This is a genomic window from Rhodococcus xishaensis (assembly GCF_004011825.1).
Lineage (GTDB): Bacteria > Actinomycetota > Actinomycetes > Mycobacteriales > Mycobacteriaceae > Prescottella > Prescottella xishaensis.
Genome location: NZ_RKLO01000004.1, coordinates 75,269 through 92,600, shown reverse-complemented (window position 1 = coordinate 92,600; position 17,332 = coordinate 75,269). Strand labels below are relative to the sequence as shown.

Sequence of the window (17,332 nt, the reverse complement as noted above, 5' to 3'; positions counted from 1 at the left end):
CCGATCCGCGCGCCGTCTGGCGGCGGCCGCGCAGCGCGCACGCTCGCGCGACGCGGGTCTCGACCGTCACTTCTGTCCGGCGCGCACCCCCTCTTCGATACGGTCGCCCAGATCCTTGTCGACGTTGCGCCAGTAGTCGAATGCCCGAGCCAGCACCGGTTCGGTCACGCCGTCGAGCAGATGCCCGACGATGTTGGATACCAATCGGTCGCGTGCGGCGTCGTCGAGCACCCGGCGGACCATTGTGCCCGCCTGACCCCAATCGTCGTCGTCCTTGCGGAGCGTGTAGGCCTGCCGCACCATCTCGCCGTCCGTGTACCAGCCGGGGGACTCGCCGGACACCGCGACATCGGCGTGCGGCCCGCCCTTCGAATTCGGCACATACACCGGATCGCCCGCATTGTGGTGTCGCATCCGTCCATCCTTGGTGTAGGAGCCCAGCGGTGCCGCGTGCGGCGAATTGACGGGCAGCTCCTTGTAATTGGAGCCGATGCGGTAGCGATGCGCGTCCGGGTAGGAGAACCACCGGCCGAGCAGCATCTTGTCCGGGCTGGGCCCGGTGCCGGGTACGGAATTGCTCGGCTCGAACGCGGCCTGCTCGATCTCGCAGTGATAGTCGGTCGGATTGCGATCGAGCTTCATGGTGCCGACGTCGATCAGCGGGTAGTCCCCGTGCGGCCACACCTTGGTGAGGTCGAATGGGTTGAATCGGTAGGTCTTGGCCTCCTCGTACGGCATGATCTGCATCTTCAGCGTCCAGGTGGGGTATTCGCCCCGCTCGATCGCCTGCCACAGGTCCCGCATGTGGAAGTCGGTGTCCGTGGCGGCGATCCTGTCGGCCTCTTCCTGGGTGAGGAACTCGATGCCCTGGTCGGTCTTGAAGTGGTACTTCACCCAGAAGCGCTCGTCCTTCGCGTTCACCCACATGTAGGTGTGGCTCGAGTAGCCGTTCATGTGGCGCCAGGTTCGGGGAATCCCACGGTCACCCATCAGCCACGTCACCTGGTGTGCGGACTCGGGCGAGAGCGTCCAGAAGTCCCACTGCATGTCGTGGTCTCGCAGGTTGTTGTCGGCCCGCCGCTTCTGCGAACGGATGAAGTCCTGGAACTTCATCGGGTCGCGCACGAAGAAGATCGGGGTGTTGTTGCCGACCATGTCGAAGTTGCCCTGCTCGGTGTAGAACTTCAGAGCGAACCCGCGCGGATCGCGCCACGTGTCCGGGCTGCCACGTTCACCCGCGACGGAGGAGAATCGGGCGAGCATCTCGGTCTTCTTGCCGGGCTGGAACAGGTCGGCCTTCGTGTAGGCGCTCACGTCGTTCGTCACCTCGAAGGTGCCGAACGCGCCTCCGCCTTTGGCATGTGGTTGCCGTTCCGGAACGCGCTCGCGGTTGAACTGGGCCATCTTCTCGATCAGGTAGTAATCCTGGAGCAGGATCGGCCCGTCAGGACCGGCGGTCAGCGAATGCTCGTCGCTGGGGACCGGGATTCCGGAGTCGTCTGTGGTGTAGTTCGACATCGCACACCTTCCCTGCGAAGTCACGTGTCCGTGCAGTAGAGACGACGCCCCGAAAGTTATTGGGCTGCAGGGCATCATCGGTGGAGTGCTCACCCGGGACGTGACGCGCGCAACCTTCCACGGAAGGTGCCGCTGTTGCAGTCACCGCATTTTGATGCGGCGCGTACCGAGCGCGCCATCCATCACCTACCACCCGACCACTTCCGCGCTGATCCGTCAACCGATCTGGCGGGTCCGGACGCTATGACGGCCGCCGTGCTTTCTTTCGGGCGCCTCAATCTCGAGCACGCGCCAGTCTCGACGGCCACCAGATCGGTTTCCCGATGTCGTGGGAGAGCGCCGGAACCAGCACGCTGCGGACGACGATCGTGTCGAGCAGGACGCCGAACGCGACAGCGAACCCGATTTGGGCGAGGAACACCAGTGGCAGCACGCCGAGCACCCCGAACGTGGCGGCCAGCACGATGCCCGCGGACGTGATCACCCCACCGGTCACCGTGAGCCCGCGCAGAACCCCGGCGCGGGTGCCGTGGGTCTGCGTCTCTTCGCGGACCCGGGTCATGAGGAAGATGTTGTAGTCGATTCCCAGCGCGACGAGGAACACGAACGCGTACAACGGGAACGACTGGTCCGCTCCCGGGAAATTGAACACGTACGTGAAGAAGAGCCCGCTCACCCCCAGGGCGGCGGCGAAGCTGAGCACCACGGTCGCGATCAGAATCACCGGGATCAGCAGGGCGCGCAGCAGCAGCGCCAGCACCACGAAGATCACGACGAGCACGATCGGGATGATCAAGTTCCGGTCGTGCACCGAGGCGATCTGCACATCGAGGGTCGCGGCAGAAGTGCCGCCGACGAGCGCGTCTGCGCCGGGCAATGCGTGCAGGGTGTCCCGGAGTCGCTGGACCGTTTGCAGTGCCTCGGGTGAGTCGTACGAATCGGCGAGGTCTGCGTTGATCATCGTCCGTCCGTCGATCGGATCGACGTTCAACGCGGCCGGTGGGCAGCCCGGAGGCAACTGCTGCGGGGCGCCGGGGCCGAGGCCCTGCAGCAGCGCCCGGACCTTCGCCTCGTCGACCTGAACGCACACCGATCCCGGACTCTGGTTGACGCCCTCTACCCCGCTCGCCGCCTCGATCACCGCGTCCACGCTCGACGCGTTCGCGGTGATCACGGCGGGTGCGCCGGCGCCCCGGTCGAACTTGGCGTCGTAGAGTTCCTGCCCGCGAACGGCGTCTGGCTTGGTGGTGAAGAACTCGGTCGAGGTCAGCCCGTCGGTTTGCAGGCTGCCGATGCCGACCGCGAACAGGACAGCCAAGAGCGCTGTAGCCCCGATCCACGCGGGTCGGTCACGACGGCCGACGACCTCAGCGATCCGGCTCCACAGGCGGTGGGTCACCATGTCTGTCGCGCTGTCTTCCGCATGATTGGCCTTGGGCTTGCGTGGCCAGAACACCCAGCGGCCGGCCGCCGACAGTGCCACGGGCAGGAACGACATCATCACGAGGTACGTGCACGCAATTCCGATCGCCGCGACCGGGCCCATGCTCTTGTTCGAATTCAATTCCGAGAAGCTCAGACAGAGCAGGCCGAGGATCACGGTGGCAGCGGACGCGGTGATGGCGGGCGCGGACTCCCGCCAGGCTTTGATCATCGCGTCGAACCGATTCTCGTAGAAGTGCAGTTCCTCGCGGTAGCGGGAGATCAGCAGCAGCGCATAGTCGGTTCCGGCGCCGATCACGAGGACGAACATGATGCCCTGGGACTGCCCGGTGAGCGTGAGGATTTCGTTATCGGCGAGCAAGTAGACCAGCATCGACGCCACCCCGAGCGCCAACAGCGCCGAGAACAGCGGAAAGAACCACAGCACCGGCGACCGGTACACCACGAGCAGGATCAGGATCACCACCGACAGGGCGACCACAAGCAGGGTGCTGTCGAGTCCCTCGAACGCGTCGATGAGCGCGGCCAGCAGACCGCCGGGCCCGGCCGGAAGCACCTCGAGGTCGGTGGCCACGGCGTTCCTCGCGGCATCGAGCACTTCCTGCTCGACACTGACAAGATCGGGGCCGACCACGGTGGTCCCGTTTTCCTCGGCGATCAGCGGCACGAACACAGATGCGGTGGTGTCGTCGGAGGAGAACTGGGTGGGGGTGACGCCGTCCGTGTCGACACCCTCGATCGATGCCATCGAGATCCGAGCCTGCTCGATCGCGTCCTTGTCTGCGTCCGTGAGCCCGCCGTCGCGATGGAACACCACCACACCGGGAATCGTCTCCACCTCGAGGAACTTCGCACTCTCGTTCGCAACGATCGTCGATTCCGAGGAACTGGGCAGGTAGGACGCATTGTCGTTCTTCTGGACCTCGGCGAGCTTGCCCTGGAAGGATCCGCCGAGCCCGCCGAAGATCAGCGCCGCGATCGCGAACGCGACGGCTGTGAACACCGGCCAGCCGCGGCGGCTGGAGCCGGCGGTGCCCGGCGAGGTCCCGCCAGTGGACTGCACACGTGTCATCGGTGCTCCTCGTACGCGATCGCGGCCGGCAGCCAACGCAAACCAGTACAGCACGGAAGAACGGCACGGGTGGGAAGATCGGTTCGACCGGTGACGGCGAACGGGACGCGCCCTGCGCGATAGTCTCGAGGTGTGGACGCAGCTGCGTTCAGCGAGGTGAAAGGGACATGAACCGCCACCGACGCATGAATCGGCGGTGTTGGCCGTGACTGGCGACACGCTCCTGGACTTCGTTCTCGTCGTGGCGTTCATCCTGGCCGGTGGGGTTTTCGCGGCCACCGAAATCGCCCTCGTATCTCTGCGGGAAGGCCAGATCCACACCCTCGCGCATCGCAGTCGCCGGGGTGCGCGAGCGGCCAGTCTGGCTCGGAATCCGAACCGCTTCCTTTCCTCGGTCCAGATCGGCGTCACCGTCGCCGGCTTCTTCTCGGCGGCGTACGGCGCCGCGTCGCTCGCCCCGAGCATCGCCCCGACGTTGCGGGGATGGGGGATGTCTGTGGGCGCTGCGGACGTAGTGGCCCTGGTCTCTACCACTCTCGTGATCTCGTATCTGTCGTTGGTACTCGGTGAGCTTGTCCCCAAGCGCATTGCTCTTCAGAACGCCACCGGGGTGGCGTTGGTGACGGCGCCGTCGCTGGACCGCTTCGCGACGCTCGTTCGTCCGGTGATCTGGCTGCTGTCGGTCTCGACCAACGGTCTGGTTCGTCTTCTCGGCGTGGACCCGTCCCGCAAGCGGGAGGAGATGACGCCCGCTGAGTTGCGGGAACTGGTCCTCGGTCAACGAGGCATCGAGGACGAGGAGCGTCGCGTCCTCGCCGAAGTCTTCGACGTCGGCCAGCGGACTCTGAACGAGGTGATGCGGCCACGGACCGAGGTGGACTTCCTCGCCGAGGACACCCCGGTCCGCAAGGCACAGGACGAGACCCTCGCGATGGGACACAGCCGATTCCCGGTCGTCGGCACCTCTCGCGACGATGTCGTCGGCTTTGTCCATGTTCGTGATCTCCAACTCGCCGATCCGGCCCGGGTCGCCACCGTCGGGGAGCTGTGTCGGCCGATCCTCGCGTTGCCCGGATCCAAACCAGCACTGGCGGCGCTGGCACTGATGCGCCGTGACAGCGCGCAGATTCTCCTCGTCGTCGACGAGTACGGCGGGACGGCCGGCATCGCGACCCTGGAGGACATCGTCGAGGAGGTCGTCGGCGAGATCGGTGACGAGTTTGCCCCGTTGCACGAACCCGATGCTGTGGACGAAGACGGGCAGGAACAGGAGATCGACGGGTTGCTCCTCGTCGAGGACTTCGAGAAAGACACCGGGACAACGGTTCCCGACGGGCCGTACGAGACCATCGCCGGCTACGTGCTGCACCGCCTGCAACGGATTCCCCGACTCGGGGACGTGGTCGACGTCGACGGCCACCGGCTCACCGTCAGCGAGATGGACGGACGCCGTATCGCGGCCCTGCACCTGTCGAAAGACGGTCCCGGGGAGCGACCCCAGGCCCACTGGCCGATATAGTTTACAAATGTACTAATTTCGGGTGGGTTGTCCAGGCTCCGACGCGGCCTGCATCTGCCACCTGCCGCGATAGGGTGGGCCGATGAGCGGCGACGACAGGCGCGATGCGCCGGTGGCGCAGGAGCCGGCGGAGGCCGGGCCCGGCTCGCTCGACTTCTGGTCGTTCATCGACCTGGCGAATCGTCGGCTGAGCACCGAGTTCGGATCTACCCACCAACTGGCGACCCAGGTGCTGCTGACCCTCAACCGCGCTGCGAACGTCGTCACCTACGATCTGGAGTCCTCGGTGCATCGGCCGCGGGGGCTCTCGTGGTCGGCGTTCCGGCTGTTGTTCGTCACCTGGCTCGCCGGGCCGATCGAACCGAAGAGCGCGGCCAAGCTCACCGGTATGAGCCGCGCCGCCGTATCGAACCTGACGAATACGCTCGAAGCGGTTGGTCTGCTCGAGCGGACGCCGGACGAGCACGACGGGCGATCGGTTCAGCTGTCCCTCACGGAGAAGGGGCGGGCCGAGATCGCCGACACGTACCGAGAACACAATGAGCGCGAGTACGCGTGGACGAGCGTCCTCACCGAGCCTGAACAGCGCATTCTCGTGATGTTGCTCGACAAGTTGATCACCAACCGCAGTCAGTTCGACGTCCGCGGGCGCAACTGACCCCCGCGTTTCGCCCTCTCCGGTGGTTCGCATCGAGTGGTTGCGCCCATCGGCCGAAACTAATTAACCTATTTACTAATAGGAGAGCGCGTCGGTGGCTGTGAGGCCGCGGTCGCGCCGCGGTTCCACCGACGGTGACGACCACAGCCCGGGGCGCGACCAGGTCAGGAGGGCCGGTCATGGCGTTCTACCGACAGCTCGGCGATGTCCCGCCGAAGCGTCACACCCAGCACCGGGACGAGAACGGTCAGCTGTACTTCGAGGAGTTGATGGGCGAGGAGGGTTTCACGTCCGACTCTTCGCTGCTGTACCACCGCCACATCCCGTCGGCCATCGTCGATTCGACCGTGTGGGAACTGCGTGACCAGACCACCACCCCGAACTACCCGCTCAAGCCGCGACACCTCGAGCTCCACAAATTGTTCTTCGAGGAGACCTGGGCCGAGACGGACGTGGTCACTGGTCGCCGGCTGATCCTCGGCAACGCCGACGTACGCATCTCGTACGTGGTCGCCGCGAGGGGCTCGCCGCTGTACCGCAACGCGGTCGGTGACGAGGTGGTCTACGTCGAGTCCGGTGAGGCGATCGTCGAGACCGTGTTCGGTGCATTGCGCGCACACCAGGGTGACTATGTTCTGCTCCCGATGTCGGCTACCCATCGTTGGGTGCCACATGGGCCGGAACCGTTGCGCGCGTATGTAATCGAGGCAAGCGGCCACATCGCTCCGCCGAAGCGCTATTTGTCCCGCTTCGGCCAGTTCCTCGAGCACGCGCCGTACTGCGAGCGGGACCTGCACGGCCCCAGCGAGGTGTTCGTCGCCGAGGGCACCGATGTCGAGGTGCTGGTCAAGCACCGCGCCGGCGGTCGGATCGTCGGCACTCGCATGGTGTACCCGAACCACCCGTTCGACGTCGTCGGCTGGGGCGGTTGCCTGTACCCCTACACGTTCAACATCTACGACTTCGAGCCCATCACGGGCCGCTTGCACCAGCCGCCGCCGGCACACCAGGTGTTCGAGGGCAACAACTTCGTCGTCTGCAATTTCGTGCCTCGCAAGGTCGACTACCACCCGCTGGCGATCCCGGTGCCCTACTACCACTCGAACGTGGACTCCGACGAGATCCTGTTCTACTGCGGTGGCGACTACGAGGCACGAAAGGGTTCGGGCATCGGCCCCGGCTCGATCTCGGTCCACCCAGGCGGTCACGCGCACGGTTCGCAGCCGGGAGCGTACGAGCGCAGCATAGGTGTCGAGTTCTTCGACGAGCTCGCAGTCATGGTCGACACGTTCCATCCCCTAGAGCTCGGTGAGGGTGCGCTCTCGTGCGAGGACGAGGCCTACGCCTGGTCGTGGTCCGGGCGGGGGCCGAGCACGTGACCGTCATCTCGATTCCCGCCGGTTCGCTGTTCGGCGTCGACAATCTGCCCTACGGCGTGTTCTCGACCGCCGACACCGGCCGGCGGGTCGGTGTGCGCGTCGGAGGCAGCGTCGTCGATCTCTCGAAGGCGCTGAGCGACCCTGCGGCTGCCCTCTTCGCCCATCCGACGCTCAACGCGTTCATGGCCCAGGGCCGCGACCGTTGGGTCGAGGTGCGCGCGCAGGTCACCGAACTAGTGTCCGGCGAGATCGCCGACGAGGCAGTATTCGCCATCGACGACGTCACGATGCACATGCCGATCGCGGTGGCCGACTACGTCGACTTCTACGCGTCGGAGAACCATGCGACCAACCTCGGCAAGCTGTTTCGCCCGGACTCGGCTGCGCTGTTTCCGAACTGGAAGCATCTCCCGGTCGGCTACCACGGTCGGTCGAGCACAGTCGTGGTGTCGGGCACCGACATCGTTCGCCCCTGCGGTCAGCGCAAGGCACCGACCGACGGCGCCCCCACGTTCGGTCCGTCGGTGCGCTTGGACATCGAAGCCGAGATAGGCTTCATCGTCGGTGTCGGCTCACCTATGGGTAGCTCGATCACCCCGGACCAGTTCGCCGAGCACTGCTTCGGCGCGGTGGTACTCAACGACTGGTCGGCACGCGATATCCAGGCCTGGGAGTACGTTCCACTGGGCCCGAATCTCGGCAAGAGTTTCGCTACCTCCATCTCCCCGTGGGTGGTTCCGCTGCAAGCACTCGAGGCAGCGCGTATCGACACCCCGGTACAGGATCCGACTCCACTGCCTTACCTGCGGGGCGAAGAGAAGTGGGGCCTGGAAATCGATCTCGCGGTCGAGTGGAACGGCGACTACGTCTCCCGTCCGCCCTACCGCCAGATGTACTGGTCGCCGGCACAGATGCTCGCACACATCACCGTCAACGGTGCGGCGGCGAGCACCGGCGATCTGATCGGCTCCGGCACCGTCTCCGGCCCCGAGAAGGACCAGCGGGGCGCATTCATCGAGCTGACCTGGAACGGCACCGAACCCGTCACCGTTGCCGGCGAGCAGCGCACCTTCCTCGAGGACGGCGACGAGATCTCGATCTCGGCGACCGCCCCCGGCCCGAGCGGCGGACGCATCGGCTTCGGTGAGGTCCGCGCCCGCGTCTTACCCGCCGCGGGTGAGACGCGGCAAGCGAAGAGCAATCGGCCGGGTGTGCAGCGACGCCGCCACGGCCGAGCGTGAGGTTCGCCAGTCCGCCATCAGGCTCGAGACGACACGGATTCGGCGGCGTAGCGAGCCGCCTTCCCGAAACCGTCTTCGAGGTCGTAGTCCCGGTCCTGACGCCAGCTGCGGATCGTCGAAATGTAGATCGCAGAGACCATCTCCGCGAGAAACTTCGGCGAGTAGTCGGTACGGACCTCGCCGCCTTCGATGCCAGGCTCGAGGATGCGCTGAATCTGTTCGTTGAAGTGTTCGGTGCGCTCGACGCTGACCTCCGGCGAGGCGAGGTCGCGCACTTGTTCACCGGTCACCACGCGCAGGTACCCGGGCAGATCCTTCGCGGTCTGGACGAAGTCATCGAAGAGGCGGATGATCCGGTCACGCGTCGTCAGGTCCTGGGTGAGAAGGTCGTCGATCACGCCCGCCAGCGCGTCCATGTGGTTGGTGTGCAGGGCTGCGAGCAGCTCGTCCTTGCTGGGGAAATAGTTGAAGAACGTCGCGCGTGAGACGTGGGCCCCGTCCGCGATGTCCTCGACGGTCGTACCGTCGACCCCTTGTGCGGCGAAGAGCCCGCGAGCGACAGCCAGCAGTCGTGAGCGGGTTTGGAGTTTGTTCCGTTCGCGACGGTCGAGCATCGTGTGCTTATCCATCTTCTCCAGCTCCCATTCGTACCCATCACCCGAGGTCGATGACCGGACGCAGATGTACCGCCGGGGTGATGCGTAGATTCCGGAGGGGATTCCGACCCTGCTCACCGTCGGTTTCGTCGGGGCAGGGCGGGCCGCAATCAGGCTTGCGGCACTCTAGATGTCGAAAAGTCGAGGTGGTCTGTCCTCCACTGCAGGCGTTCGTGAGGCCAAGGCCACGACCAAACCCTGTTGTCGCACCGATCAGGACTCGGGCGGTCGCGACGTTCGAATCGTCCCATCATCCGATGACTTCTGTCTACCCGGTCTTCCTACCTGAATTTCACGGACTCTGCAGAGCGCGAGACGTTCGGCGGCATCCAGGCGAACAAGAACACGTTTCAGTTACGATGCGGCATGCGTATCGCCAAGATGTCGACTCTGTCCCTGCTCGCTGCAACGGCGGTGGCCGTCGCAGTCCCCGCTGCAGCCTCGGCGGCCCCGAACCCGGCAGACACCCCTAACGAAGCGATGGCCCGGGCGTACATCGACGCTCTCGTCAGCCACGACGCAAGCGATGTTGTATTCACACCGGACGCCACACGAATCGAAGCCGGCATCCAGACGGGATTCAGCGGGGAACAGTTGACGAACGATCTGAACAACGGCATCCAGTACAGGGTGATCCAGGGGGTTCGGGACCTGGAGATGACCGAGTCCGGCGACACCGTCCACACCACGTACCTGCTCGACGCGGGGATCGGCTCGATGACGCTGATGACCGTCGAGATCGAGGAGACCTTCGAGATGGAGGACGGCGCGATCGACCACATCGTCGCCACGATCTCCCCCGTCTCTTCCGTCTCGTCCGTCTCCCTGTCCTGATCGTGGTCGGGCCCGCGTAGCCTCGCCGTAGGCGTAACGGATGGTGCGGACGGCGGAGGAGTGGCAATGACGGACGGCAATCAACGGGTGGCTGTGGTCTCGGGCGCGGCGCGGGGGATCGGCGCGGCGGTCGCGAAGCGTCTCGCCTCCGACGGCCTGGGGGTCGCGGTGCTCGACCTCGAGGAATCGGCGTGCGCCGATACGGTCGACACGATCCGTGAAGCCGGTGGCCGTGCGCTCGCGGTCGGTGCGGACGTGTCCGACGAAGCCGGGGTCGAGGCCGCCGTCGCTCGGATCGTCGACGAGTTGGGTGCGCCCACTGTCCTCGTCAACAACGCCGGGATCACCAGGGACAATCTGCTGTTCAAGATGAGCGTCGACGATTGGGACGCGGTGATGTCCGTCCACCTGCGCGGCGCCTTTTTGCTCTCGCGGGCCACGCAGAAGTACATGGTGGAGCAGAAGTGGGGACGGATCGTCAATCTGTCCAGCACCTCTGCGCTCGGAAACCGCGGTCAGACCAACTACTCCGCAGCCAAGGCGGGCATGCAGGGACTGACCAAGACGCTCGCGCTCGAGCTCGGCCCGTTCGGGGTCACTGCGAACGCGATCGCGCCCGGCTTCATCGTGACCGAGATGACCGCAGCGACCGCCGAGCGCGTCGGGGTCTCGTTCGAGGACTTCAAGGCAGCCGCGGCAGCCGAGACCCCGGTTCGCCGGATCGGTGTCCCCGAGGACATCGCCCACACCGCGTCGTTCCTGGTCAGTGAGGGTGCCGGCTTCGTCTCGGGACAGGTGATCTACGTGGCGGGCGGCCCGAAGGCCTGATGCAGCTAGTGCCAGCGATGATCGACGAGCGGCGTTCGGGGCCCGAATCGGGGTTTCCGGGCCTGTCCGCTCACCTCGAGCAGACGGATCGCGCGATACCGGTGCGGGCGTAGGTCGGCGAGGTACTCGACCATCGCAGCATCGTCGAGGGGCCGTCCGAGGAGGGTCCACCCGACGATCGAGGCGAGGTGGAAGTCGCCGACCGACAGCGCGTCGGCGTCGCCGAGTGCCCGCTGGGCGACCTCGGCGGCGGTCCATGCCCCGAAACCGGGTATCGCGCGCAGCCGGCGATGAGCCGACTGCCGGTCCATGCCGACGACCTCCTCGAGTCGGTCGGCGACCCGGGCGCTGGCGACGACGGTCTGGGCCCGCCCTGGGTCGACGTTGGCACGGTGGAACTCCCACGACGGGACGCGTCGCCACACGTCCGCGGTCGGGGGGCTACGCATTCCGTCCGGGGCGGGTCCCGGCGCGGGCGAGCCGAACTTCGTGACCAGCCGCCGCCACGACGCGTGTGCGGCGACCGTGTGCACACGCTGTTCGAGGATCGCCGGCACCAACGACTCCATGACCCGCGCGGTGCGCACTATCCGCAGGTTCGGAAACCGGCGGTGGGCATCGACGAGCTTGGGATGTTCGGGCGCGAAGGCCGCGGCACCGTCCGCGTCGTACTCGCCGAGCAGGCCGGGCAGGAACTCGTCGAACTCCTGGGCACCCGGGCCCCATGCCCGGGCGTCGACGACGCTGGGGCCGAGTTGACGCAGCCGATAGGTGACTGCCCCCGAGGGCAGCAGCGAAGTACGCCAGATGGTTCCGTCGGGCTCGTGACGGTGACACGGGTCGAAGCGTCCGCGGCGTAGCGGCGACAAGGTCGTCGAAAGGTCCACTGGACTCTTCGTGACTAGCTCGAGCTGCACTGTCGGAACGGTACCGGTCATCTCGGGCAGCCTATCCCCGACCTGCCCGGCAAGGGCCGTGGCGGGCACGTATTGTCCGAAGTCATGATCACCGTGAGCACCGATGGATCGTGTCTGAAGAACCCAGGTGGAGCCATCGGGTGGGCATGGGTCAATCACGCAGGCCCGAGCATGTCCGGCGGTGAGATCTCCGGCACCAACCAGATCGCGGAACTGAGGGCGCTGCTCGAGGCGGTCATCGCACACCCCGGCTCGGAGGCGCTGCTCATCGAGTCCGATTCCCAGTACGCCATCAAGTGCGCGTCCGAGTGGCTACCGGGGTGGAAGCGCAGGGGGTGGAAGACCGCGTCGGGAGGGGCGGTGCAGAACCTCGAGCTGGTACAGGGCATCGACCGCGCGATCACCGAACGCTCCGGTCCGGTGCGGTTTCGCTGGGTGCGCGGCCACGTCGGCAACTACTTCAACGAGATGGCGGACAAGCTGGCCGGTGAAGCCGCACGGGCCGTCGCCGCGGCGCCGGAACCCGCCGCCCCGTGGCGTGGTTCCGAGTCGCCGTCGCCGCAGACCCGCCCGAAAGGTCTCGAGCCCGAACCAGACTTGACCCTCTTCTAGAGCAAGGCCGTTCGATCAGTTCTGGCACCGGCCGGTCAGGTGGCGCTGTCCCGTTCGCTCTCTTGTTCTTCGCTCTCCTGCTTGAGGGCGTCGGCCATGCCGCCGATGCCCTTGCGGAGCTGTTTGTCGGTGGAACCCTTCGCCACACGGCCCAGCAGGTTCGGCGTGTAGCTGTAGTGCAGCGTCAACTCCGTGCCGCCGTCATGCGGCGCGATGTTGAAATCGGCTACACCGCCGGAGATCGGCAGCTTGAACGTCTCGTAGAGATTCACCGTCATACGTTCGTTCGGAACGTACGTGTCGATCCGTTCCTCGACACCGCCGAGGGGTGCGAGATCGCAGTGCCGGGTCGATCCCTCACTCACCGGCCCGTCGGATGTCAGCTCGGATCGCTTGACCCCGGGGTTCCATCGGGCGATGTTCCCGAAGTCGTTGAGTACGCTCCACACCTTTTCCACCGGAGCCTGAATCTGACGATTTATCGTGAAATCGGGCATCGCACACTCCTAACTTCTCACTGTGGTGGGTGAAGAACTCACGGAACCCGCACCCCGGGTCACGGAGCAGGTTCGGACTGCATCACGCTGAACACCGCCCCCTGAGGATCCGACAGTACGGCCATCCGGCCCAGCATGGGTAGGTCGTAGGGGTCCGCCATCAACGCTCCACCCTTATCGACGACGTTCGCGACGGTGGCGTCCGTCTCGTCGACGCTGAAGTAGACATGCCAGTGGTTGGGTACCTCCGGCCGTGGTGGTGTGGTGCATCCACCCACTCCGTCGCCGTTCACTTGCAGGACGGTGTAGCGGCTCCGTCCGGGCATCGGGGCCGAGCCCAACCCGACGACCGCCTGATAGAAGGGGAGTGCGGTCTCGGGGTGGTCGGTGATGAGTTCGTTCCAGATCAGGGTGCCCGTCTCGTTGACGAGCGTCGCGCCGACGTGTTCGCGGGCCTGCCACAAGCCCACTTCGGCACCCGTCGGGTCGGCGAGGAAAGCCATCCGCCCGGCGTCGCCGATGTCGAACGCCTGGAGGATCAGCTTTCCTCCTGCCGGCGCCACTCTTGCCGCGGCCGCGTCGACGTCGTCGACGGTGATGAAGGTGTTCCACGTGGCCGGAGTGTCGACCGGTGAGGAACCGGCAGGTAGCGGGGCGATCGCGGCGACCCGCTCGCCGTGCAGCATCGCGATCGAATACACCGATCCGTCAGGGTTCGTCAGATCGTCGTAGGACCAACCGAACACGTCCGCGTAGAAGTCCTTGGCCCCCAATTGGTCCGAGGTTTGCAGATCCACCCAACTGGGCGTCCCCGCTGGATAGCTCGAGCGTTCAGACATTGCGATGACCTCTCCTTCATCGTCGACTCGTCCCAGTCGACTCGACTGCTCGTCGCCCGATGTGGTGAGAGGGGGCGGACGGGACCCGTCCGGGAGATCACTGCGACACGCGGTCGAGCATGGGTTGAGACTATCGCAGAACGTCGACGGCCGCGTTCCCGTCGACAGACGCCGGTATCGACGGGAACGGGGGCAGTCGGCCCTGGCTAGGCGAGATCGGTGGAGATGATCTGGTCCATGTTGCGCTCGGCGAGCGCGGTGATCGTCACGAATGGGTTGACACCGACGTTGCCGGGAACGAGAGATCCGTCGACGACGTACAGGCCGGGGTATTCGGAGAGGCGACCGTAGTTGTCGGTCGCCTCGTTCAGCACGCAGCCACCCAGTGGGTGGTACGTGAAGTCGTCGCCCCACCTCTTGTACACGCCGAACAGGTCCGTCCGGTAGATCGTGGCCTCCCTCCGGTTGATCTTGTCGAAGACCTTCTTGGTCATGTCGATGCCCACCTGATTCTGGGACACGGCCCACGAGAGATCGACCTTGCCGGTGCCCGAATCGAACTGGAAACGAGCACGTTCGGGATTCTTCGTGATGGCCAGGTACAGGCTGACGTACGTTTCCAGGCCGGCGGGCAGGGGAGCGATCTCGGCGAAGACCGGCGCGGCCGGGTCGGACCAGTTGTCGATACCCATCGAGGGGATGGTGGCCTGCTTGGACCCGGTGGGGTGCCACATATGGTTCGCGCGGCCGAACATGATGTTGCCGTTGTTGCCCCAGCCCTCGCCGACCTGCGACGACAGGTTCGGCAGATGCCCCTGCGCCTTCATCGAGACGAGTAGCTTGCTGGTGCCGACGCTACCTGCGGCGAAGAACACCTGGTCCGCGGTGACAACCTTGGTGGCAATGACGTTGCCCCGTTCGTCGATCTGCTCCATCGTCACGTCGTAGCCGGCGCCGGAGGCAGGCGCGACCCCGGTGACCTGGTGCAGCGCGGTGATCGTCAGCTTGCCCGTGGCCGCGGCCTGCGCGAGATAGGTCTTGTCGAGTGACTTCTTGCCGGCGTTGTTGCCGTAGATGACTTCGCCGCCGAGTCCGGACGCCTGGACCTCGCCCGCTTCCTCCTTCTTCATGTACTCGAAGTCGTACACGTTGGGCACGAAAGTTGTTGTGAATCCTGATCTTTCAGCAGTTGTGCGGCCGGTACGCGCGAACTTGTACCACGGCGTCGACTCGAACCAGTCCTGGTCGATGTGGTTGACACCCAGACCCGCGTTCGCACGCGGGAAGTACGTGTTGTACATCGCGTTCGGGTCGACCGACGGCAGGATCTCCTCGAAGTAGTCGCGCTTCGGGGTGACCGCCATCCCGCCGTTCACAAGGGAGCCGCCGCCCACGCCGCGGCCCTGGTAGACCCTGATGCCGGAGAACCGCTCGGAGTCGAGGACGCCGACGTACCTGTCGATGTCTCGGTTGATGTTGAAGCCTATGAAGTTGGAGACCGGCGCATCGGTCCTGTCGGCCAACCAGAACGAGCGCTCGTCGGGATTGAGCATCCCGCAGAAGATCTGGCCGTCCGAGCCGGGTGTGTCCCAGCTGCGCCCCATCTCGACGATCTGAGTGGGAATACCGGCCTGCGTCAGGCGCAGGGCGGCCACGGCACCGCCGTAGCCGCTGCCGATCACAAGGGCCGGGACCCGGTCTCCGTCGGAGAGGGCACGGCGGGGGGATGCGGAGGCCGCGGTCGACATCGACGAGAGCATGAGTGCTCCCGCGGTCAGGCCCGTTCCCGCGAGGAATCGGCGGCGTGATACGTGTGTAACTCCCCGAGTTGCGCCACCTCGGTTCGTCCGTCTATTGGTCATGGATCTCCCCTGTCGCAGTATGGGAGGCAGCGTGTTGCTGCCACGGCTAGCTGGCCAGGGTTATACCGTCGACGGTGGTCGCTACGGGTCAGTTCCGGAAAATTGGCGCATCTCGGACAGGGCTGGTGTGGTCTGGGTTGCCGCACCGAATGCCGTGAGTCGCAGGCGGTCGGGCCGCAAGAATGGACAGGCGGCACTACAGCGTCGCCGGAGCACAGAAACAGGGTCGTCGGAGCACAGAAAGCTGGAAACTATGGGTCAGGTTCTGGAAAACATCGCGCAGTTCGCGGACGAGATCCGCGCCGAGGGCGCCGAGGGCGACAAACTCATGCGCCTGACGGACAGCAGTGCCAAGCGCCTGCGCGACGCCGGGGTCATCCGCATGCTGCAGCCGAAGGAGTTCGGCGGCCTCGAATGCCACCCGCGAGAGTTCGCCGAGACCGTGATGGGGATCGGGGCGATGGACGGCGCGACCGGCTGGGTCGCCGGCGTCGTCGGTGTCCATCCGTGGGAGCTGACGTTCTTCGACACCAAGGCGCAGGAGGAGATCTGGGGCGAGAACCCGGATATGTGGATGGCGTCACCGTACGCCCCCATGGGCGTTGCAGTTCCCGTCGACGGCGGCTACATCCTCAACGGCCGGTGGTCCTTCTCGTCCGGTACCGACCACTGCGGTTGGGTCATGATCGGCGCTGCCGTCGGCGACGAGGACGGCAACCGCACCAACAGGATCATGCACGTGCTGTTGCCGCGCTCGGACTACGAGATCGACCAGGACAGTTGGAATGTCGTGGGTCTGCGCGGGACGGGCTCCAAGGATTTCATCGTCAAGGACGCATTCGTGCCCGCGCACCGTACGCTCGACGCCGACATCGTGATGAGTGGCAACGGCTGGCGTCACGCCGGCCGCGACGAGACTCTGTACAAGTTCCCGTTCTCGTGCATCTTCCCGCTCGGCATCACGTCCTCGTTGATCGGAATCTCCGAGGGGGCGCTCGCCTGCTACATGGCGGCTCAGAAGGAACGCGTCGCGGTCACCGGAATCCCGATCATGCAGGATCCGCATGTCCTGTACGCGATCGGTGACGCAGCGGCCGAGATCAATGCGTCTCGCGTGTCGATCCTCGAGACAGTCGACCGTTTCTGGGACAAAACGGAGAAGGGCCAGGAGGTCTCCTTCGAGGAGCGTGCCATCGGTCGCCGTATCCAGGTCTCCGCGGCATGGCGCGCAGTGCGCGCCGTCGACGAGGTCTTCGCGCGCGCCGGCGGCGGTGCCATGCACCTCAAGTTCCCGATGCAGCGGTTCTGGCGTGACGCCCACGTCGGCCTGACGCACGCCATCCACGTGCCAGGCTCGATCTTCGCGTCCTCGGCCCTGACTCAGCTCGGTGGCGAACCGCAGGGCGTCCATCGAGCAATGATCTAGCGATGATCTAGTGATCGACCCCCATGCGTCT

At 65.6% G+C, this 17,332-nt stretch carries 15 protein-coding genes; 8 read left to right on the top strand and 7 right to left on the bottom strand.

Features of this window, described 5'->3' with window-relative positions; genetic code table 11:
* Nucleotides 1-66: 66 nt before the first annotated feature.
* Nucleotides 67-1,518 (bottom strand): catalase, encoded by a 1,452-nt coding sequence (locus EGT50_RS10515; RefSeq protein ID WP_127954146.1) that lies wholly within the window; start codon nucleotides 1,516-1,518, stop codon nucleotides 67-69.
* 274 nt (nucleotides 1,519-1,792) lie between these two features.
* Nucleotides 1,793-4,033, bottom strand: a complete 2,241-nt coding sequence (locus EGT50_RS10510; RefSeq protein ID WP_127954143.1) for an MMPL family transporter — start codon at nucleotides 4,031-4,033, stop codon at nucleotides 1,793-1,795.
* Nucleotides 4,034-4,238: 205 nt separating this feature from the next.
* Between EGT50_RS10510 and EGT50_RS10505 the strand changes: the two genes are divergently transcribed.
* The 4 genes from EGT50_RS10505 to fahA all read left to right on the top strand — a co-directional run bounded on the left by EGT50_RS10505 (nucleotide 4,239) and on the right by fahA (nucleotide 8,830).
* Complete coding sequence (locus EGT50_RS10505; protein WP_127954140.1) at nucleotides 4,239-5,552, top strand: hemolysin family protein; 1,314 nt, start codon at nucleotides 4,239-4,241, stop codon at nucleotides 5,550-5,552.
* An 82-nt stretch (nucleotides 5,553-5,634) separates the two neighbouring features.
* Entirely contained in the window at nucleotides 5,635-6,210 is a 576-nt protein-coding gene (locus tag EGT50_RS10500) for a MarR family winged helix-turn-helix transcriptional regulator (RefSeq protein ID WP_127954137.1), read from the top strand.
* Nucleotides 6,211-6,389: 179 nt separating this feature from the next.
* The gene (locus EGT50_RS10495; protein ID WP_127954134.1) at nucleotides 6,390-7,589 is read left to right on the top strand and encodes a homogentisate 1,2-dioxygenase; all 1,200 of its coding nucleotides are present in this window, start codon (nucleotides 6,390-6,392) and stop codon (nucleotides 7,587-7,589) included.
* Nucleotides 7,586-8,830 carry a fumarylacetoacetase gene (gene fahA / locus EGT50_RS10490; RefSeq protein ID WP_127954877.1) on the top strand — a complete coding sequence of 415 codons (1,245 nt, stop codon included), beginning with the start codon at nucleotides 7,586-7,588 and terminating at the stop codon, nucleotides 8,828-8,830. The genes EGT50_RS10495 and fahA overlap by 4 nt, the downstream gene beginning before the upstream one ends.
* Before the next feature lie 17 nt (nucleotides 8,831-8,847).
* Here fahA and EGT50_RS10485 read toward each other — a convergent pair whose 3' ends face one another.
* The gene (locus EGT50_RS10485) at nucleotides 8,848-9,459 is read right to left on the bottom strand and encodes a TetR/AcrR family transcriptional regulator (protein ID WP_127954131.1); all 612 of its coding nucleotides are present in this window, start codon (nucleotides 9,457-9,459) and stop codon (nucleotides 8,848-8,850) included.
* 393 nt (nucleotides 9,460-9,852) lie between these two features.
* On the opposite strand from EGT50_RS10485, the gene EGT50_RS10480 reads away from it, so the two are divergent.
* A complete protein-coding gene (locus EGT50_RS10480; protein ID WP_127954129.1) occupies nucleotides 9,853-10,320 on the top strand; it encodes a hypothetical protein in 468 nt (155 codons plus the stop codon).
* A 66-nt stretch (nucleotides 10,321-10,386) separates the two neighbouring features.
* The gene (gene fabG, locus EGT50_RS10475) at nucleotides 10,387-11,148 is read left to right on the top strand and encodes a 3-oxoacyl-ACP reductase FabG (protein WP_127954126.1); all 762 of its coding nucleotides are present in this window, start codon (nucleotides 10,387-10,389) and stop codon (nucleotides 11,146-11,148) included.
* 5 nt (nucleotides 11,149-11,153) lie between these two features.
* Here the strand turns inward: fabG and EGT50_RS10470 are convergent, their stop codons facing one another.
* On the bottom strand, nucleotides 11,154-12,086 hold the full coding sequence (locus tag EGT50_RS10470) for a DNA-3-methyladenine glycosylase family protein (protein ID WP_127954123.1): 933 nt from the start codon (nucleotides 12,084-12,086) through the stop codon (nucleotides 11,154-11,156).
* Between the two features lie 63 nt (nucleotides 12,087-12,149).
* Between EGT50_RS10470 and EGT50_RS10465 the strand changes: the two genes are divergently transcribed.
* The gene (locus tag EGT50_RS10465) at nucleotides 12,150-12,677 is read left to right on the top strand and encodes a ribonuclease H family protein (protein WP_127954120.1); all 528 of its coding nucleotides are present in this window, start codon (nucleotides 12,150-12,152) and stop codon (nucleotides 12,675-12,677) included.
* A 35-nt stretch (nucleotides 12,678-12,712) separates the two neighbouring features.
* On the opposite strand, the gene EGT50_RS10460 is transcribed toward EGT50_RS10465, so the two are convergent.
* The 3 genes from EGT50_RS10460 to EGT50_RS10450 all read right to left on the bottom strand — a co-directional run bounded on the left by EGT50_RS10460 (nucleotide 12,713) and on the right by EGT50_RS10450 (nucleotide 15,773).
* Nucleotides 12,713-13,174, bottom strand: a complete 462-nt coding sequence (locus EGT50_RS10460; RefSeq protein WP_127954117.1) for an SRPBCC family protein — start codon at nucleotides 13,172-13,174, stop codon at nucleotides 12,713-12,715.
* A gap of 59 nt (nucleotides 13,175-13,233) precedes the next feature.
* The gene (locus EGT50_RS10455) at nucleotides 13,234-14,013 is read right to left on the bottom strand and encodes a VOC family protein (protein WP_127954114.1); all 780 of its coding nucleotides are present in this window, start codon (nucleotides 14,011-14,013) and stop codon (nucleotides 13,234-13,236) included.
* Nucleotides 14,014-14,219: 206 nt separating this feature from the next.
* Nucleotides 14,220-15,773 carry a GMC oxidoreductase gene (locus tag EGT50_RS10450; protein WP_456238950.1) on the bottom strand — a complete coding sequence of 518 codons (1,554 nt, stop codon included), beginning with the start codon at nucleotides 15,771-15,773 and terminating at the stop codon, nucleotides 14,220-14,222.
* Nucleotides 15,774-16,128: 355 nt separating this feature from the next.
* Here EGT50_RS10450 and EGT50_RS10445 point away from each other — a divergent pair, with 355 nt between their 5' ends.
* Nucleotides 16,129-17,301, top strand: a complete 1,173-nt coding sequence (locus EGT50_RS10445) for an acyl-CoA dehydrogenase family protein (protein ID WP_127954108.1) — start codon at nucleotides 16,129-16,131, stop codon at nucleotides 17,299-17,301.
* The last annotated feature ends 31 nt before the right edge of the window (nucleotides 17,302-17,332 follow it).

Coding starts and splice junctions, on each gene's coding strand:
- EGT50_RS10515 (WP_127954146.1), bottom strand. CDS start 1,518: ATGTCGAACTACACCACAGACGACTCCGGAATCCCGGTCCCCAGCGAC.
- EGT50_RS10510 (WP_127954143.1), bottom strand. CDS start 4,033: ATGACACGTGTGCAGTCCACTGGCGGGACCTCGCCGGGCACCGCCGGC.
- EGT50_RS10500 (WP_127954137.1), top strand. CDS start 5,635: ATGAGCGGCGACGACAGGCGCGATGCGCCGGTGGCGCAGGAGCCGGCG.
- EGT50_RS10495 (WP_127954134.1), top strand. CDS start 6,390: ATGGCGTTCTACCGACAGCTCGGCGATGTCCCGCCGAAGCGTCACACC.
- EGT50_RS10485 (WP_127954131.1), bottom strand. CDS start 9,459: ATGGATAAGCACACGATGCTCGACCGTCGCGAACGGAACAAACTCCAA.
- EGT50_RS10480 (WP_127954129.1), top strand. CDS start 9,853: ATGCGTATCGCCAAGATGTCGACTCTGTCCCTGCTCGCTGCAACGGCG.
- fabG (WP_127954126.1), top strand. CDS start 10,387: ATGACGGACGGCAATCAACGGGTGGCTGTGGTCTCGGGCGCGGCGCGG.
- EGT50_RS10470 (WP_127954123.1), bottom strand. CDS start 12,086: ATGACCGGTACCGTTCCGACAGTGCAGCTCGAGCTAGTCACGAAGAGT.
- EGT50_RS10465 (WP_127954120.1), top strand. CDS start 12,150: ATGATCACCGTGAGCACCGATGGATCGTGTCTGAAGAACCCAGGTGGA.
- EGT50_RS10460 (WP_127954117.1), bottom strand. CDS start 13,174: ATGCCCGATTTCACGATAAATCGTCAGATTCAGGCTCCGGTGGAAAAG.
- EGT50_RS10455 (WP_127954114.1), bottom strand. CDS start 14,013: ATGTCTGAACGCTCGAGCTATCCAGCGGGGACGCCCAGTTGGGTGGAT.
- EGT50_RS10450 (WP_456238950.1), bottom strand. CDS start 15,773: ATGCTCTCGTCGATGTCGACCGCGGCCTCCGCATCCCCCCGCCGTGCC.
- EGT50_RS10445 (WP_127954108.1), top strand. CDS start 16,129: ATGGGTCAGGTTCTGGAAAACATCGCGCAGTTCGCGGACGAGATCCGC.